We start from the raw sequence: 17,957 nt of genomic DNA on the forward strand, positions 1-17,957 counted from the left end.
GCTCAGGAGCCCAGTTCTTCGTCGAGGATGGCGAAGAGCTGGCTTTCGTTGGCGGCGAAGATATCTGCAACGTCGCTGTCGTCACGGTCGACTGGTACCTCCACCACGGACAGCAAGGTCCGCAGCCGAGAAGCCAGGTGCTCTTTGTCCTCCGGCGTCCAGTCGGATTGGCCGAGCAGGGACTGCAGCTCGCGGGTGATGTCGTTGAACCGGTCGATGCGGTCGGGCTGACGATCGACAGTAACCGCCAAACGTGAGTCGAGGTGTTCGGCAAGCGCGGTCGGCGTGGGGTAATCGAAGATCAGGCCGGGCGACAAGGTGAGCCCGGTTGCCACCTTCAACCGGTTCCGCAGCTCTACTGCGGTCAGCGAGTCGAACCCGAGGTCTCCGAAGGCGCGGTCGGCCTCGATATCCGCACTGTTGGAGCGGCCCAACACGATCGCGGCGTTACCGCATACCACGGACAGCAGTTCGGCACGCCGCTGCCCGGGGGTCAAGGCGTGCAGGCGCGCGGTCAGTCCGGTGACGGACGGGGTCGACACGGCGGCATCGGTCACCACGCGCCGTTGCCGACGACTGACCAGTTGACTCAATATCGGCGGCAGGGCGGCGTCGGTCTGCTGCGCGGCCGGGTCGACGGGCGCGGCCACCACCACGGGGCGATCGGTGCGCAGGGCGGCGTCGAAGGACTGCATTGCGAGTTCCGTCGACAGCGGCGCCAATCCGAACCGGCGCATGCGGGTTATGTCCCGCTCGGCCAGGTGTTCGGTCATCGAGCTCGTCTGCTCCCAGAGCCCCCACGCGATCGACAATCCCGGCAGGCCGCGGGTCCGCCGGTAAGCCGCCAGCCCGTCCAGAAAGCTGTTGGCTGCCGCGTAATTGGCCTGGCCGGCGGTGCCGATGATGCCGGCCATCGACGAAAACAGTACGAAGGAAGCCAGATTCATGTTCTTGGTCAGTTCGTGCAGATTCCACGCGCCGTCAACTTTGGCGCGCAACACGGCATCCACTCGATCGGGTGTCAAGGCGGCGAACAACCCGTCATCGAGCACACCGGCGGCGTGGATCACCCCGCGCAGTGGATACCCTTCGGGCAGTTGCCTGATCAGTTCTGCTGCCGCGTCGCGGTCGGCGACGTCACACGAGCGCACCGACACCTCGGCGCCGTGACCTTTCAACTCAGTGATCACATCCGCGACGCCGGGAGCGGCAGCGCCGCGCCGACTGACCAACACCACATGCGCCACGCCGTACCGCGTCACCAGGTGACGGGCCAGCGCCGCGCCGGCCATCCCGGTGCCTCCGGTGATCAGCACCGTGGCACCGGCCAGTCCTTCCGCATCGGGGAGAGAAAGCACGACCTTGCCGATGTGGCGGGCCTGACTGACGAACCGATACGCCGACGAGGCGGACCGCACATCAAAGCTTCTGACCGGCAAGGGATCCAGTACCCCGGTGCTGAACATCTCGGTCAACCCGACGAACATCTGGCTGATCCGGTCCGGACCGGCCTCGATGAGGTCGAACGCCTGGTACTCGACGCCCGGGTGGTGTTGCGCCACGGTCCGCGGGTCGCGCAGGTCGGTCTTGCCCATCTCGATGAATCGTCCGCCGCGCGGCAGCAGCCGCAGCGATGCGTCGACGAATTCACCGGCCAGCGAGTTCAGCACCACGTCGACACCCATGCCGCCCGTGGTCGCCATAAACCTCTCCGCGAAATCCAGGGTGCGGGAATCGCCGATGCGGGAATCCTCAAAGCCCATTGCGCGCAGCACATCCCACTTGCCGCGGCTCGCGGTGGCAAAGACGTCCAATCCCCAATGGCGTGCCAGCGCCACCGCCGCCATGCCCACTCCGCCGGTCGCCGCATGGATCAGCACCCGCTGGCCGGACTTCACGCCGGCCAACACCGAAAGGCCGTATACGGCGGTCAGGAACACCGCCGACGCTCCCGCGGCCTGCTGCATGGACCATCCACGCGGCACGGCGGTGAGCAGGCGCGCATCAACGACCGCCTCCGACCCGACGATCCCGAGCAGACCCATCACGTGATCGCCAACCGCGACTCCTGTTACAGCCGAACCGACTTGGACGACCACCCCGGCGCCCTCGACGCCCAGCTCACCGCCGCCGGGGTACATCCCCAACGCCACCAGCACATCCCGGAAGTTCACACCCACAGCGGCGACCCGGACCCGCACCTGACCGGCTGCCAGCTCGGAATGCGGGCACGGCTGCACGATCAGGTCCTCCAACGTGCCGCCGGCACCCACCACGAGTCGCCAGTTCCCGGCAGGCAGTTCGAGCCCGGATGTCCCTGCCGTCGGGGTGAGTCGGGCCGCGTACAACTGTCCGGCGCGGATGAGGATCTGCGGCTCACCACAACCGGCGGCACGCGCCGGGTCGACCGACCCGTCCGAATCCATCAGCACCACCCGGTCCGGGTATTCAGCCTGCGCCGAGCGGGCCAATCCCCAGACCGCCGCGGCGGCGAGATCGCAGACATCTTCGTCGGGCAGTCCCGCAGCGCCGTGCGTCAGCACCACCAGCACCCCGGATTCCGCTGCGCCCAAATGGGAGTGCAACGTCGTCAACGCCTCGCGGGTTGCGGCGTGCACCGACTCGACGCTCGGGGGTCGGGCACCCGGCTCCCATACCACCACGCCGTCGGCATCCGTGGCGGGCAACGTCACCGGCGACCAGGTCACCTGCAACAGACCGCTGTCGGCACGCGGAGCCGCCGACCGCAGGTGCCCGGTCGACACCGGGCGAACGGTCAGCTCGCGCACCGACAACACCGGCAAGCCCGACGCGTCGGCCAGCTCGATCGACACCGCTTCGACACCTACCGGCGCGATGCGGACTCGTGCCCGGGACGCTCCGGCCGCGTGCAGACCGATCCCCTGCCAGGCGAATGGCAGCATCGTCTGGGCCTGTTCGCCGACCACGCCCATGGCGTGCAGGGATGCGTCGAGCAATACCGGATGAATCCCGTAATCGCTCAACGTCACACCGGTGTCGGCCGGGACGGCGATTTCGGCGAACACCTCGCCGCCGCGCTGCCACATCGCTTGCAGGCCCTGGAACGCCGGCCCGTACTCATACCCTCGCCCGGCGAGCTGCCGGTAGGCACCCGACACGTCCAACGGGACCGCGCCGGCCGGCGGCCAGGTAGACAGGTCGGCGATCGGCTGGACCGCACCCGGGCTCAACACTCCCTCGGCATGCTGCGTCCAACCGTCCGGTGCGGCAGCTGAATACACCGAGACCGTTCGCCGCTGCGATTCGTTCCCAGCCCCCACGACGACCTGCACGCGGACGCTGCCGCCGGTCGGCAGCAGCAACGGCGCCGACAGGGTGAGCTCTTCGACGTCTGCGCAGCCGACCTCGTCGCCGGCGCGAAGCGCCAGCTCCACGAACGCGGCCCCGGGAAACAGAACTACACCAGCGACGGCGTGATCGGCCAGCCATGGCTGCGCCGCAAGGGAGAGCTGCCCGGTCAGAATGACGCCGCCATCGGGGCGCTCCACCACCGCCCCCAACATCGCATGGCCGGCGCCGGCCACTCCGAGGCCGTCGGCGTCGGCGGCGGTGGATGCGCCGCCCAACCAGAATCGCCGTCGCTGGAAGGCGTACGTCGGAAGGTCGACGCGGCGCCCACCCGCGCATACCGACCGCCAATCCACCTGCACTCCGGCGACATTGGCCTGACCGACCGACAGCAGGAACCTCGTCGGCCCGCCGTCGTCGCGACCGAGGGAGGGGATAACTGCGGCATCCGGGACGGTCTCTTCGATCCCGGCGATCAACACCGGGTGCGGACTGGATTCGATGAACACCCGGTAGCCCGCCGTAGCGGCGGCGCGCACCGCCCGGTCGAATTGCACCGTCTGGCGCACGCTTTGGTACCAGTAGTCGGCGGTCAGCGCGGCGGTGTCCATCGGGTCACCGGTGACGGTGGAGAAGAACGTCACCGGTGCGGAGCGGCCAGCGATACCGGACAGCGCTTGGATCAATGGCTCACGGATATGGTCGATATGCGAGGAATGCGAGGCATAGTCGACATCGATCCTGCGCACGCGAACGCTTTCGGCCTCACACCGCCGCTCCAGCGCGTCGAGAGCGGCCAACTCACCGCTGACGACCACAGCCGAAACACCGTTGACCGCAGCGATATCCAACCGGTCACCGAATCCGGTCAACAGCTCCTCGGTGCGTTGCAGGCCGCACGCCAGCGAGACCATGCCGCCGGCGCCCGAAAGCTGCGCCAGCAATTGGCTTCGTAGCGCCACCACCCTCGCGGCGTCCTCCAAAGACAGCGCGCCGGCGACGTTTGCGGCGGCGATCTCACCCTGGGAGTGTCCGATGACCGCGTCGGGCACCACACCGACCGAACGCCACAATTCGGCCAGCGACACCATTACCGCCCACAGCACCGGCTGAACCACGTCCACCCGGTCCAGCCCGGGGACGCCCGGGACTCCCCGCAGGACATCGGTCAACGACCACGCGACGTATTCGCCGAGTGCTTTCTCACACAGCCGCATGTGGTCGGCGAAAACCGTTGAGGCGTCCAAAAGTTCAACGCCCATGCCGACCCACTGGGAACCTTGACCCGGGAAGACGAACACGGTTCGGTCTGCGGCATGGCCGGTCCGGCCGACCACCACACCGGCTCCCGGTTCACCTGCAGCGAGCTCGCTCAGCCCGGCAACCAGCTGCGCGCGGCCCGCCCCGACAACGACGGCACGGTGCTCGAATGTCGACCGCGTCGTGGTCAGCGACCAGCCGACGTCGATCGGATCCAGCTCCGGGTCGTCGGTAACCCGAGTGAGGAGCCGCTGTGCCTGACCGGTCAGCGCGGCCGGAGAGCGAGCGGACAACACCCACGCGGTGGGCTTGCTGGTATCCCGCTCGGCAGGGGTTGTCGCCACCGCAAGCGGTCCCTGTTCGAGGATCACGTGCGCGTTCGTCCCGCTGATCCCGAACGACGAGACGCCCGCCCGCCGGGGGCGTTCACGCGCCGGCCAAGGCCTTCCCTCGGTCAGCAACGACACCGCGCCCGCGGACCAATCCACGTGCGGCGTCGGTGAATCCACGTGCAACGTCTTGGGCATCACCTCGTGGCGCATCGCCAGCGCCATCTTCATGACCCCGGCCATTCCCGCCGCCGCCGAGGTATGCCCCATGTTCGATTTGATCGAACCCAGCCACAACGGCTGATCAGCAGGGCGGCCCTGCCCGTAGGTCGCCAACAACGCTTGGGCCTCGATGGGATCCCCGAGCGTGGTCCCGGTACCGTGCCCCTCGACCAGATCGACGTCGGCCGATGCCAGCCGGGCGCTGGCCAGCGCCGCACGGATCACCCGTTGCTGCGAGGGGCCGTTCGGGGTCGCCAGACCGTTCGAAGCGCCGTCCTGATTGACCGCCGACCCGCGGATCAGGGCCAGCACCGGATGCCCGAGGCGCTGCGCGTCGGCCAGCCGCTCGACGACCAGTGCGCCCGCGCCCTCGGAGAACCCGGTGCCGTCCGCGGCGCCCGCGTACGCCTTGCACCTGCCGTCGGGCGACAGCGCTCGCTGCCGACTGAACTCGACGAACATCGCCGGCGTCGCCATCACCGTTACGCCGCCGGCCAGGGCCAGATCGCATTCCCCCGACCGCAGCGACTGCGCCGCCAGGTGCAGCGCCACCAGCGACGACGAGCATGCCGTATCCACCGAGACGGCCGGGCCTTCCAAACCCAGCACATAGGCAACCCGGCCTGAGGCCACACTCAGCGTGGAGCCGCGCAATCCGTACCTCTCCAGCTCGCCGGGCACTCGGCCTTGACCCCCGTACGAGCCGTGGAAGATGCCGGCGAAAACGCCAGTCGGCGATCCCCGTAGTTCTAGGGGGTCGATCCCGGCCCGCTCCAATGCTTCCCACGCCACCTCCAGCAACAGGCGCTGCTGGGGATCCATCGCGAGTACCTCGCTGGGTGCGATTCCGAAGAACTCCGCATCGAAATCGGCTGCATTGGCGAGGAATCCGCCGGAGCGGGTGTAGGACTTGCCGATCGCGTCGGGATCGGGATCGAATAACCCGGACAGGTCCCAGCCGCGGTCGGCCGGAAAATCCGACACCACGTCGCGACCCTGACTCACCATCTCCCATAGGTCTTCCGGCGAATCCACCCCGCCGGGATAACGGCAGGCCATGCCCACGATCGCCACTGGTTCCTGTGCGGCAGAGAGCAATTCGCGATTGTCGCGCTTGAGCCGTTCGTTCTCCTTCAGCGACGCCCGCAGTGCGCGAACCAGCTCGTCCTGCGTGCTGTTCATACCGGTCCCATCAACGTCACATCCGAAGCGATGTTCAGGGAACGAGGGACAGTCCGCCGGCGTGCATCAGTGCCAACGCAGCAACACAAGTTCGGAGCAGAATCCGGGACCCATCGCGATCATGAGGCCGGGGCTGCCGCTGGGCGGTTGCTTGCCGATGGTGTCACGCAGGACATGCAGCACCGAAGCTGACGACAGGTTGCCGATCTCGCCGAGCGAACGCCAGGTCAGTTCCAGCGCCTCGGGCTGCAGCCCCAGGGTGTCGTTGATCGCCTCGATGATCTTCGGGCCGCCGGGATGGCTCACCCAGGCCCCGATGTCGGTAATGCTCAGGCCGTGCGCGTCCAGGAACGAGGTGACGTCGTGGCGGATGTTCTCCCGCACCACCTCCGCGAGATCCTTCGAGAGCACCAACTCGAAGCCTTCCGAGCCCACGTCGTAACCCATGGTGCGCAGCGAGTCGGGGTAGAGATGGCTGCGGGAATCCACGATGGCCGGTCCGCGTGCGTCGACCTGTTCGGCGCGGCGCTCCCCCACGGCCACCACCGCCGCGGCGCCGTCGGCGAACAACGCGCTGCCCACCAGGCCTGCCACGGACGGCTTGTACCCCGGGTAGGTGAGCGAGCACAGCTCGACCGAGATCAGTGCGGCCACCCCGTCCACGGCGCCGCGCAGATAGTCGTGCAGGCGCCCTACGCCAGCCGCACCCGCCACACAGCCGAGGCCGAACAGCGGGATCCTTCGCACATCGCTGCGCAGGCCGAGGCGGCTGGCGATCCGGGCGTCGAGGGACGGCACGGCGAGCCCGGTGACCGTCGTCGTGATGAGCACATCGAGGTCTTGCGGTTGCAGGCCCGCCTCGTCGAGCGCGCCGGTTAGGGCCTCACAGCCCAGGTCAACCGCCTTTTCGATGAAGATGCGGTTCGCGTTGCCGAAGTCGGTCAGCGTCGGATATTTGTGCAGCGGCAGCACCAGGTGGCGGCTGTTGACTTTGGCGCTGACGTGCAGCTGCCGGACGATGTCCTCGTAACCCTCGAAGTCCGGAATGCTGACGAAGAAATCGGTGAGCTCGGCCTGCGAGTACCGGTATGGCGGCAAGGCGCCGAAGACGCCTGCGATGACGCTCATTGGTATCACCCCTCTGATACGAACATCTCGGCCGCCAGGTTCACGTGCAGGGTCGATTGATTTGGATTCAACCGGCTTACTCAGATCTGGAAGTTTAGTCCGCCCTAATCTGACCGGCAAAGGAACGGGCTGCCGGTCAACGCCGCAGCGCGTGTCGCAGCCGGTCGGCCGTTTCGCGCACGACGGTCAGTTGTTCGGCGACCCGGCTGGGTGCGGTGCCGCCGCGGGCATCGCGCGAGGACACCGAGCCTTCGATGGTCAGCACGTCCCGGACGCTCGGCGTCAGTTCGGGACTGATCGCGGCCAGTTCATCGTCGGTCAGGTCCTGCAGCCCGACGCCGCGCTGCTCGGCGGTACGCACCGCCGCACCGGCGGCTTCGTGTGCTGATCGAAACGGAACACCCTGTCGTACAAGCCATTCGGCGACATCGGTGGCCAGGGTGTAGCCAGCCGGGGCCAGCGCGGCCATCCGCTCGACGTGGAACGTGAGACTACCGACCAAGCCGGCCATCGCGGGCAGCAGCAACTCCAGCTGCGCCACCGAGTCGAACACCGGTTCCTTGTCTTCCTGCAGGTCACGGTTGTAAGCCAACGGCTGCGCCTTGAGCGTCGCGAGCAGTCCGGCCACATTGCCGATCAGCCGCCCGGATTTGCCGCGAGCCAGCTCGGCGATGTCGGGGTTCTTCTTTTGCGGCATGATCGAACTCCCGGTGGACCACGCGTCGTGCAAGGTCACATAGCCGAACTCCGTCGAGCTCCAGATGATGATGTCCTCGGCGAGCCGGGACAGATCCACACCGATCATGGCCAACACGAACGCCGCTTCTGCGGCAAAGTCCCGGGCGGCGGTGGCGTCTATCGAGTTATCCGCTGCCGCAATGAAACCCAGGTCCGCGGCGATCGCGTCGGGATCCAGTCCCAGCGACGAACCGGCGAGGGCGCCCGAACCGTACGGGGATATCGCGGCGCGCTTGTCGAAGTCCAGCAGCCGGTCCACGTCACGGAGCAACGGCTGGGCATGCGCCAGCAGGTGGTGAGCCAGCAAGATCGGCTGGGCGGACTGCATATGTGTCTTGCCGGGCATGATCGCGGTCGGGTGGGCGCCGGCCTGGTCGGCCAGGGCCGACACCACATCCAATACGCCGTCGGAGACCCGACGCACCGCATCGCGCAGCCACATGCGGAACAGCGTGGCCACCTGGTCGTTGCGGGACCGGCCGGCCCGGAGCCGACCCCCCAGGTCCGGTCCCACCCGGTCGATCAGGCCCCGCTCCAGCGCCGCATGCACATCCTCGTCGGTGACCAGCGGACCGAAGCTGCCGTCGGCCACATCCTCGGCGAGGCTGTCCAGGCCCGCCAGCAGCCCGTCGCGCTGGTCTTCGGTGAGCAGCCCGGCGCGGTAGAGCACCACGGTGTGGGCGCGGGAGGCGGTGATGTCGTAGGGGGCCAGTGCCCAGTCGAAGTGGGTGGACTTGCTCAGCGCGGCCAGCGCGTCGGCCGGACCGCCGGCGAACCGGCCGCCCCACAGCGACCCCTGGTTGGTGCTCATTTTTCTTCGCCGAACAGACGCAAAAGCCCCTTTAGGCCCGGCGTGTCGAGGACTTTTGCGTTCCCCCGCAAGCGGGCGGTGCCCCCAGCTCGCGCAGAAACGGTCACCGCAGGTCCCGGCGGGCGGAGAGCTTGGACGACAACCCGTGCACGTAGACGAAGCCCTTCGCCATGGACTGGTCGAAGGTGTCGCCCTCGTCGTAGGTGGCCAGGTTGAAGTCATAGAGCGACTCGGCGCTGCGCCGGCCATTCACCGCGATGTGGCCGCCGTGCAGAACCAGCCGCACCTCACCGGTGACGTGTTCTTGGGTCTTGGCGACGAAGCTCTCCAGCGCAACCTTCAGCGGCGAGTACCACAGCCCGTCATACACCAGCTCGGCCCAGCGCTGATCGGTCTGGCGCTTGAAGCGGCCCAGGTCGCGCTCGAGTGTGACGTGTTCGAGTTCGGTGTGCGCGGTGATGAGCACCATGGCCCCCGGCGCCTCATAGATCTCGCGGCTCTTGATACCCACCAGTCGGTCTTCCACGACGTCCAGCCGCCCGACTCCCTGCGCGCCGGCGCGACGGTTGAGCTCCTCGATCGCCTGCAGCATGGTCACCCGCTTGCCGTCGATCGAGACGGGCACACCCTTTTCGAAGCCGACGATCACTTCATCGGGGGTGTTCCAGTTGACTGTGGGGTCTTCGGTGTAGTCGTAGACGTCCTTGGTGGGCGCGTTCCACAGGTGTTCGAGGAAGCCGGTTTCCACCGCACGGCCCCACACGTTCTGGTCGATCGAGAATGGCGAGCGTTTGCTGACGTTGATCGGGATGGCGTTCTCCTCGGCGAAGGCAATCGCTTTTTCGCGGGTCCACGCGTAATCCCGTACCGGTGCCAGCACCTCGAGATCCGGTGCCAGCGAGGCGAATCCGACTTCGAACCGCACCTGGTCGTTGCCCTTGCCGGTGCAGCCGTGGGCGACGATCCCGCCGCCGTGCTCACGCGCGGCCGCGACCAGGTGCTTGACGATCAACGGCCGGCTGATGGCCGAGACCAGCGGGTAGCGGTCCATGTACAACGCGTTGTTGAGGATCGTGGGTAGGCAGTAGCCCTCGGCGAACTCGTCACGGGCGTCGACCACGACGGCTTCCACCGCGCCGCAATCCAGCGCCCGTTGGCGCACGACATCCATGTCCTCGCCGCCCTGGCCGAGGTCGATGGCGACGGCGACGACCTCGCGACCCGTCTCCTTGCCGATCCAACTGATGGCCACCGAGGTGTCCAGGCCGCCCGAATACGCGAGGATGACGCGCTCTGACATGAACAGTTTCTCCTTGTTGATGCCGCAGAGTCTTCGGCAAGAACCTGCGGCTGCTTATTTGAGGTCTACTTCAACTTCTCCAAGGCGGTGGCAGCTTCGGCCCCGGTCATCGGTTCGCGTGCCACCACGAAAACGGTGTCGTCGCCGGCGATGGTGCCGACGACGTACGGTAACGCCGCGCGATCAATCGCGCTGGCCAGGTAGTCCGCCGCGCCCGGAGGCGTGCGCAGCACCGCCAGGTTTCCGCTTGCGTCGGTGGACACCAGCAGCTCGCCGAGCAGTCGGGACAGGCGCCCGGTCCCGCCGGAGACGCCCCGGACCGGGCTGCCGTCTTCGGGCACGACGTAGACGGGGACGCCACCATATGCCCCGCGCAGTTTCACCGCGCCGAGTTCCTCGAGGTCGCGCGAGAGGGTGGCCTGGGTGACCTCGATGCCTTCCGCGGCCAGCAGCGCCGCCAGTTCGCTCTGGCTGCGGACCTCCTTGGTGGAAAGGATTGCGACGATGCGGGCCTGCCGGCCGGCGCGGTTGCCGCTGACCTCAGGTGCCGCCTTGGCTTCATGAGTTGTCATCGCGACCGCTCCAGCAGCCACACCAGCAACGCCTTCTGCGCATGCAGGCGGTTCTCGGCTTCGTCCCACACCACGCTGGCCGGCCCGTCCATCACCTCGTCGGTGATCTCATCGCCGCGATGCGCCGGAAGACAATGCAGCACAATGGCTTCCGGATCAGCCAGGCCGAGCAGCCGTTGGTTGACCTGGAATGGCCGGAACGGCTTGACGCGGTCGAGCCCGTCTTCCTCCTGCCCCATCGATGTCCAGGTGTCGGTCACCAACACGTCTGCACCGGCGGCACCGGCGTCGGCGTCGGCGGTCACGACCACTTCTGCGCCGGTCTCGCGGGCGCGGCGCTGGGCCGCGGTCACTACCTCCGGATCCGGCGTAAACCCTTCTGGCGCAGCGATAGTCACGTGCATGCCAGCGGTGACCCCACCCAGCATCAGCGAGTGCGCCATGTTGTTGGCGCCGTCCCCCAGATAGGTCATCCGTAAGCCGGACAGCGCGCCTTTGCGTTCGGCGATGGTCTGCAGATCCGCCAGCACCTGGCAGGGATGGAACTCATCCGACAACGCATTGACCACCGGCACCGACGCGGTGGAGGCCATGGCGGTCAGCCGCTCCTGACCGAATGTCCGCCACACGATGGCGTCGACAAAGCGGGACAACACCTTTGCGGTGTCCTCCAGTGTCTCGTCGCGACCGAGCTGGGTGCTGCGTCCGTCGACCACCACGGCGTGCCCGCCGAGTTGGGCGATTCCCACCTCGAAGGAAAACCTGGTGCGGGTCGAGTTCTTGTCGAAGATGACCGCGACCCCGCGCGGGCCCTCCAGCGGGCGACGGCTGAACGGGTCCTTTTTCAGTACGGCGGCGAGTTCGAGAACCTCGGCCTGCTCGGCCGGGGTGAGGTCGTCGTCGCGCAGAAAATGCCTGGTCACCTTTGGTCTCCTGCTGCGTCGAGGATGCCCGGCAAGGCGGCCACGAAGCCGTCGAGTTGGGACTCGGTGATGATCAGTGGTGGCGCCAACCGAATGACATTGGGGGCGGCGGCATTTACCAAATACCCGGCATCGCGTGCTGCCGCCTCGGCGTTCTTGGCGTGTGGCGCGGACAGCACGATGCCTTGCAGTAGTCCTCTGCCGCGGACGTGGTCGATCAGCGGGTGTCCCAGTGCTTCGATCCCGTGCCGGAGCGACTTGCCCAGTACGTCGGCGCTGCGCACCAAGTCGTCCGCGGCAAGCACTTTCAGCACCGCCAGCGCTGCCGCGGTACACACCGGATTGCCCCCGAACGTGCTGCCGTGCAGACCGGGGGTCAGCAGGTCGCCCGCGCGACCCAGCGCCAAACATGCCCCGATCGGCAAGCCGCCACCAAGACCCTTGGCCAGGGTGATCACATCGGGCGTGATGCCGTCGTGCTGATGGGCGTAAAACGTGCCGGTGCGCCCCATCCCGGTTTGCACCTCGTCGAGCACCAGCAGGGCGCCATGCCGCGCGGTGACATCCCGGGCCGCGGCGAGGTACCCCGCGGGCGGGACGACGACACCGCTCTCCCCCATGATCGGCTCGAGAAAGACTGCGGCAGTGTCGTCGTCGACCGCGGCGGTCAATGCGTCGGCGTCGCCGTACGGGACGTGGGTAACCTCCCCTGGGAGCGGTGCGAACGGCGCCTGTTTTGACGGCTGCCCAGTCAGGGCCAGCGAACCCATCGTGCGGCCGTGGAACGCTTCTTGAGCCGCAACGATTTTCGTGCGTCCGGTGAGTCGGGTCAGCTTGAAAGCTACCTCGTTGGCCTCAGTTCCGGAGTTGCAGAAGAACACTCGTGTCTGTTCCTCGGCTCCGAGCAGGGCGACGAGTTCCTCGGCCAACGCGATACCCGGCTCGGTCGCGTAAAGGTTCGAGGTGTGACCCAGCGTCGACATCTGGTGGGTGACCGCAGCGATGACGGCGGGATGCCGGTGGCCCAGCACATTGACGGCGATGCCGCCGAGCAGGTCGAGGTAGGTCTTGCCGTCGACGTCGGTGACGACGGCCCCGTCGCCGCTGGCCAACGCCATCGCGGGCGTCCCGTAGTTGTTCATCATCACCGCTTGCCAACGCTGTTGCACGGCACTGGTTTGCGTCATAGGGGCACAACCTTCGTGCCAGTACCCGCATCGGTGAGCAACTCAACGAGGACGCAGTGCTCCACCCGCCCGTCGATGACATGCGCGCTGGGTACCCCGGCGGTGACCGCCCGCAGGCACGCCTCGACCTTGGGGATCATGCCGGCCTCCAGCGTGGGAAGAAGTTGGGACAGTGTGGCCGTGTCGATTTCGCTGACCAGTGAGGTACGGTCCGGCCAGCTGGTGTAGAGCCCTTCGACATCGGTGAGCATCAACAGCTTTTCGGCCCCCAACGCCTCAGCCAGCGCCGCCGCGGCGGTATCGGCGTTGATGTTGTGCACCACGCCCTCGGCATCCGGTGCCAGCGTCGATACCACCGGAATCCGGCGCGCGGTGATGAGGTCCAGCACCGCCGCGGTGTTGACCAGCTCGACGTCGCCGACCAGGCCGATGTCGGTGTCCACGCCGTCGACGGTGACCCGGCGCCGGACGGCGGTGAACAGTTGTGCGTCCTCGCCGGTGATGCCGACCGCATACGGCCCATGCGCGTTGATGAGGTTGACCAGTTCTCGGCCTACCTGCCCGAACAACACCATCCGCGCCACATCAAGCACTTCAGGTGTGGTGACCCGGAAGCCGCCTTTGAAGTCACCTTCAATGCCGAGTCGCCGCAGCATGGAGGTGATTTGGGGTCCGCCACCGTGCACGACCACCGGATGAATCCCGCAGGTGCGCAGGAAAGCCATGTCCGCGGCGAAAGCCCGACGCAGCGCGTCATCGGTCATGGCGTTGCCGCCGTATTTGATGACGACAATCTTGCCGTGCAGCTGCTTGAGCCACGGCAGGGCTTCGGCCAGAACTTGGGCCTTGACCTGGGTGGATAGCGCGGCGGTATCGGCGCTCATGAGCTGTAAGCCGAGTTCTCTTCGACGTAGCCGTAGGACAGGTCCGTGGTTCGGACGGCTGCCTGACCGGCCCCGATCGCGAGGTCGACCACGATCTCGATGTCTGCCCCGGACAGATCCACGTCGCGCGCCCCAGGCGCTCCCACTTGGTCCCGATATACCACGGAACCGTTGAACGACACGGTAATCCGGTCCGGTTCCAGCGTCACCGGCGCTATCCCGACGGCCGCGAGGACCCGGCCCCAGTTCGGGTCGGACCCGAACACTGCGGTCTTGACCAGACTGTCGCGGGCGACGGCCCGTGCGGCCGTCAACGCCTCCTCCTCGGTGGCGGCGCCGCACACGGTCACTGTGACACGTTTGGTCACTCCCTCCGCGTCGGCCTGCAGTTGCGCGCACAGGTCGTCACAGACCCGCAGCACCGCGTCGTCGAGATCGTCCTGCGACGGGGCGATTTCACTGGCGCCGGACGCAAGCAACAGGACGGTGTCGTTGGTAGAACAGCTACCGTCGATGTCGAGTCGCTCGAATGTTTTTGCCGCGGCGCGCCTGAGCGCCTGGTCGAGTGCCGCGGGTTCGGCGACGGCGTCGGTGGTGAGCACACACAACATGGTGGCCAACGACGGAGCGAGCATGCCGGCGCCCTTGGCCATGCCGCCCAGCGTCCAGTTGTTCTGGTGGTGCAGCGCAACCTGTTTGGGGACGGTGTCGGTGGTCATGATCGCCTGGGCAGCGTCGTCGCCTCCGGTTAGCCCGCCGTGCATCTCGTGCACGATGTCACTGACCCCGGCGAGGACCTTATCCATGGGCAGGCGGTCACCGATCAGCCCGGTTGAGCAGACGGCTACCTCGATGGCGCCCGTCTCGGTTCCCCACTCCGACAATGCAGCGGCAACCGCTTCGGCCGTGGCGTGCGTGTCCTGGAAACCGCCGGGGCCGGTACATGCATTGGCGCCACCGGAATTCAGGATCACGGCGCGCAGCCGCCCCGTGGTCAGCACCTGTTGGGTCCACAACACCGGCGCGGCCTTGACCTTATTGCGAGTCACCACTCCGGCAGCGGCGTAGTCCGGACCCTCATTGAAGACCAACGCCAAGTCCGGTGCCCCGGAAACCTTGATGCCAGCGGCGATGCCGGCAGCACGGAAGCCTGACGGCGCGGTGACACCCTGCGCACGCAGCAGCCTCGTCTCGTCGGTGCGGGTCACGGCGCCACCCCCACCACCGAAAGTCCTTCGGTCTCCGGCCAACCCAGCGCCAAGTTCATGGATTGCACTGCGGCACCCCCGGTGCCTTTGACCAGGTTGTCGATTGCCGCGATCGCCACGAACGTCGACGCGTCCTCGTCCACAGCTACCGCGATTTGGGCCGCGTTACTACCTATTACTGATCCGGTGCGGGGCAACTGTCCTTCCGGCAGCAGGTGGACGAACGGCTCGTCGTGGTAAGCCTTCTCGTAAGCGGCGCGCAACTGCGAAATCGGCGACCGCGTGCGAGCGGTGCAGGTCGCAAGAATGCCGCGCGACGTCGGGATCAAGACCGGAGTGAATGACACCGTGACTTCCCGGTCGGTCACCGCCCGCAGCCCCTGAGCGATTTCGGGGGTGTGCCGGTGCACCCCACCGATGTTGTAGGCCCGGGCCGATCCAATGACCTCGGCGCCGAGTAGGTCGGTCTTTGCCGCCCGGCCCGCTCCCGATGTGCCGCTCACTGCAACGACGGTGACCGCCGGTTCGACGAGGTCTGCAGCGACGGCAGGGATGAGCGCCAGCAGTGCGGCCGTCGGGTAGCAGCCCGGCACCGCGATTCGGCGTGCTCCTGCCAATTTCTCCCGACCGCCCGGCAGCTCCGGCAGTCCGTAGGGCCAGCTCCCCGCATACTGGGAGCCATAAAAGCGTTCCCAAGCTCCAGCATCGCCGAGGCGGAAGTCAGCGCCGCAGTCGATGATCAGTGTTTCCTCACCGAGACGCTCGGCCAAGGCGGCGGAGTGGCCGTGCGGTAACCCGAGAAAGACCACGTCATGACCCTGCAGGACGGTCAGATCGGTCGGCTCGACGACTCGCTGGGCCAAGGGAACCAGGTGCGGATGGTGCTCGCCGAGGGTGGTGCCCGCGCTGGATGCGGCTGTCACGGCGCCGATTGTCAGTCGACCGTCGGCATAGGCCGGATGTCCCAGCAATAAGCGGAGGATCTCGCCTCCCGCGTAGCCGCTTGCCCCGGCGACTGCCACCCGTATCCCATCGACCATCCGGCGATGGTTGCATGATTATGCAGTGTTTTGCAAATTAATTCTCAGGATTTTGCGGAGCGCACACTCCGTTCATTCGGCGGACACGGAACCGGTCGATGTCAAGCGAACACGCCGACTCGTGGTTCCCATTTGTCGCTGATCCTGTTAATTTCGTCGGTGGAGCAATTGCTCTGCCAGACACCAGTTTCCGCTCGGCGGTATTGCCACCGAGACGCTCAGCCCGACTTGAACATCCGGCTGAAAATTCTTAGAGATAACTGGTTTAGCCGTGCCCAAGTTTGGGGACTTAGTGGGCACGCGTAGTCCCATCGGCGTTCGGGCGTCATTGGGTCAACGGCTTGTTCCATTGGGGTCATCTGGGGAGATGGATCATGTCTTTTGTTATCGCCGTACCTGAGTTCGTCGAAGCTGCCGCTGAGCAGTTGGCCGGCATCGGGTCGTCGTTGGTTCAAGTGAGCTCGTCTGCAGCGGGGGCAACCACGGCGTTGGCGCCTGCCGCCGCCGACGAGGTGTCGGCCGCGATCGCGCGGTTGTTCGGCACCCTTGGTAGCGACTACCAAGCCGCTAGCGCGCAAGCGGCGGCATACCACGAACAGTTCGTGGCCTCTTTGACCCGAGGCGCAACCGCGTACGCCTCCGCGGAAGCAGTCAATATCTCGGCACTGTTCAACCTGAACAACATCTTGGCCAACATCGAGATCGGCATCGGAAACCTCGCCGCCGGGTTCCAGAGCGCCCTTTCGGGTTCGTTGGGCGGCTTCGGCGGCTCGATCGGCGGGTCGGGATCGCTTGCGCTTGATGCCGCCAGTGCCGTCCGCGCCTTCGCCGCTCTCCCCAGCCTCGGCGCGGGTCTGGCTCTGCAGACCGGTGGCGCACTAGCGTCTGGGTTTGGCGCGGGACTCGCCCAGACAGGGCAATTGATCACAAACCTCGGCATCGGCCTGGGTGGAGCAGGTGCTTCGTTATCGGCAGCAGGTGCCGCGCTTACCGCCGAAGGCAACGCCGCCCTTGCCGCACTGCTCAACGGGACCCTTGGCGCTGACCTCAGCCTCAACCTGACCGCAAATCTCACCGGTGCCCTGCCGTCGCTCGCTGTAATCGCCCAAACCGGTGGACAAATCATCGGCAACATCTCGGCTGGCCTAAACCAGGCTTTGCAAACCGGCTTGAACCTTATTGGCAACTTCAGCCTGCCCAACCTCGGCGCCTCCATCAACGCTGGGATAAACGCTGTGGTTGACCTGGCCGGCAACCTGTCGCTGCCGCCGCTGCCCGGGTTCCCCGGCTTCCAGTTCCCGCCGTTGAACTTCGGTTTGCCGGGCATCACCATCCCCGGCCTGCCCGGCCTGGTGCTGCCCGACTTCGGCGCCGCCCTCACCGGTGGACTCAACGCCCTGGTGAACCTGGCCGGCAACCTGGAGTTGCCGCCGCTGCCCGGATTCCCCGGCTTCCAGTTCCCGCCGCTGAACTTCGGCCTGCCCGGCATCACCATCCCCGGCCTGCCCGGCCTGGTGCTGCCCGACTTCGGCGCCGCCCTGACCGGCGGGCTCAACGCCCTGGTGAACCTGGCCGGCAACTTCGAGTTGCCGCCGCTGCCCGGATTCCCCGGCTTCCAGTTCCCGCCGCTGAACTTCGGCCTGCCCGGCATCACCATCCCCGGCCTGCCCGGCCTGGTGCTGCCCGACTTCGGCGCCGCCCTGACCGGCGGGCTCAACGCCCTGGTGAACCTGGCCGGCAACTTCGAGTTGCCGCCGCTGCCCGGATTCCCCGGCTTCCAGTTCCCGCCGCTGAACTTCGGCCTGCCCGGCATCACCATCCCCGGCCTGCCCGGCCTGGTGCT

11 protein-coding genes are annotated in these 17,957 nt (G+C 67.0%); 1 reads left to right on the forward strand and 10 read right to left on the reverse strand.

Annotated elements, in window-relative coordinates:
* Nucleotides 1-2: 2 nt before the first annotated feature.
* The 10 genes from A5645_RS01615 to argC all read right to left on the reverse strand — a co-directional run bounded on the left by A5645_RS01615 (nucleotide 3) and on the right by argC (nucleotide 16,114).
* On the reverse strand, nucleotides 3-6,323 hold the full coding sequence (locus tag A5645_RS01615; protein ID WP_065128279.1) for a type I polyketide synthase: 6,321 nt from the start codon (nucleotides 6,321-6,323) through the stop codon (nucleotides 3-5).
* A 66-nt stretch (nucleotides 6,324-6,389) separates the two neighbouring features.
* On the reverse strand, nucleotides 6,390-7,451 hold the full coding sequence (locus A5645_RS01620) for a type III polyketide synthase (protein WP_065038012.1): 1,062 nt from the start codon (nucleotides 7,449-7,451) through the stop codon (nucleotides 6,390-6,392).
* A 136-nt stretch (nucleotides 7,452-7,587) separates the two neighbouring features.
* Nucleotides 7,588-9,000: an argininosuccinate lyase gene (argH, locus tag A5645_RS01625; RefSeq protein ID WP_065128280.1), complete on the reverse strand. Its 1,413-nt coding sequence runs from the start codon at nucleotides 8,998-9,000 to the stop codon at nucleotides 7,588-7,590.
* Between the two features lie 103 nt (nucleotides 9,001-9,103).
* Nucleotides 9,104-10,300, reverse strand: a complete 1,197-nt coding sequence (locus A5645_RS01630) for an argininosuccinate synthase (RefSeq protein WP_065128281.1) — start codon at nucleotides 10,298-10,300, stop codon at nucleotides 9,104-9,106.
* A gap of 65 nt (nucleotides 10,301-10,365) precedes the next feature.
* Nucleotides 10,366-10,872, reverse strand: a complete 507-nt coding sequence (locus A5645_RS01635; protein WP_065038015.1) for an arginine repressor — start codon at nucleotides 10,870-10,872, stop codon at nucleotides 10,366-10,368.
* The gene (gene argF, locus A5645_RS01640) at nucleotides 10,869-11,795 is read right to left on the reverse strand and encodes an ornithine carbamoyltransferase (protein WP_065128282.1); all 927 of its coding nucleotides are present in this window, start codon (nucleotides 11,793-11,795) and stop codon (nucleotides 10,869-10,871) included. The genes A5645_RS01635 and argF overlap by 4 nt, the downstream gene beginning before the upstream one ends.
* Nucleotides 11,792-12,982 carry an acetylornithine transaminase gene (locus A5645_RS01645; protein ID WP_065128283.1) on the reverse strand — a complete coding sequence of 397 codons (1,191 nt, stop codon included), beginning with the start codon at nucleotides 12,980-12,982 and terminating at the stop codon, nucleotides 11,792-11,794. The genes argF and A5645_RS01645 overlap by 4 nt, the downstream gene beginning before the upstream one ends.
* Nucleotides 12,979-13,866 carry an acetylglutamate kinase gene (argB, locus tag A5645_RS01650; RefSeq protein ID WP_065128284.1) on the reverse strand — a complete coding sequence of 296 codons (888 nt, stop codon included), beginning with the start codon at nucleotides 13,864-13,866 and terminating at the stop codon, nucleotides 12,979-12,981. The genes A5645_RS01645 and argB overlap by 4 nt, the downstream gene beginning before the upstream one ends.
* On the reverse strand, nucleotides 13,863-15,074 hold the full coding sequence (gene argJ / locus A5645_RS01655) for a bifunctional glutamate N-acetyltransferase/amino-acid acetyltransferase ArgJ (RefSeq protein WP_065128285.1): 1,212 nt from the start codon (nucleotides 15,072-15,074) through the stop codon (nucleotides 13,863-13,865). Before argJ ends, argB begins: the two co-directional genes overlap by 4 nt.
* Complete coding sequence (argC, locus tag A5645_RS01660) at nucleotides 15,071-16,114, reverse strand: N-acetyl-gamma-glutamyl-phosphate reductase (RefSeq protein WP_065128286.1); 1,044 nt, start codon at nucleotides 16,112-16,114, stop codon at nucleotides 15,071-15,073. The genes argJ and argC overlap by 4 nt, the downstream gene beginning before the upstream one ends.
* Before the next feature lie 374 nt (nucleotides 16,115-16,488).
* Here argC and A5645_RS01665 point away from each other — a divergent pair.
* A partial coding sequence (locus A5645_RS01665; protein ID WP_155767802.1) for a PE family protein occupies nucleotides 16,489-17,957 on the forward strand: 1,469 nt, incomplete at its 3' end.

The organism is Mycobacterium asiaticum, from assembly GCF_001673635.1.
GTDB lineage: Bacteria > Actinomycetota > Actinomycetes > Mycobacteriales > Mycobacteriaceae > Mycobacterium > Mycobacterium asiaticum_C.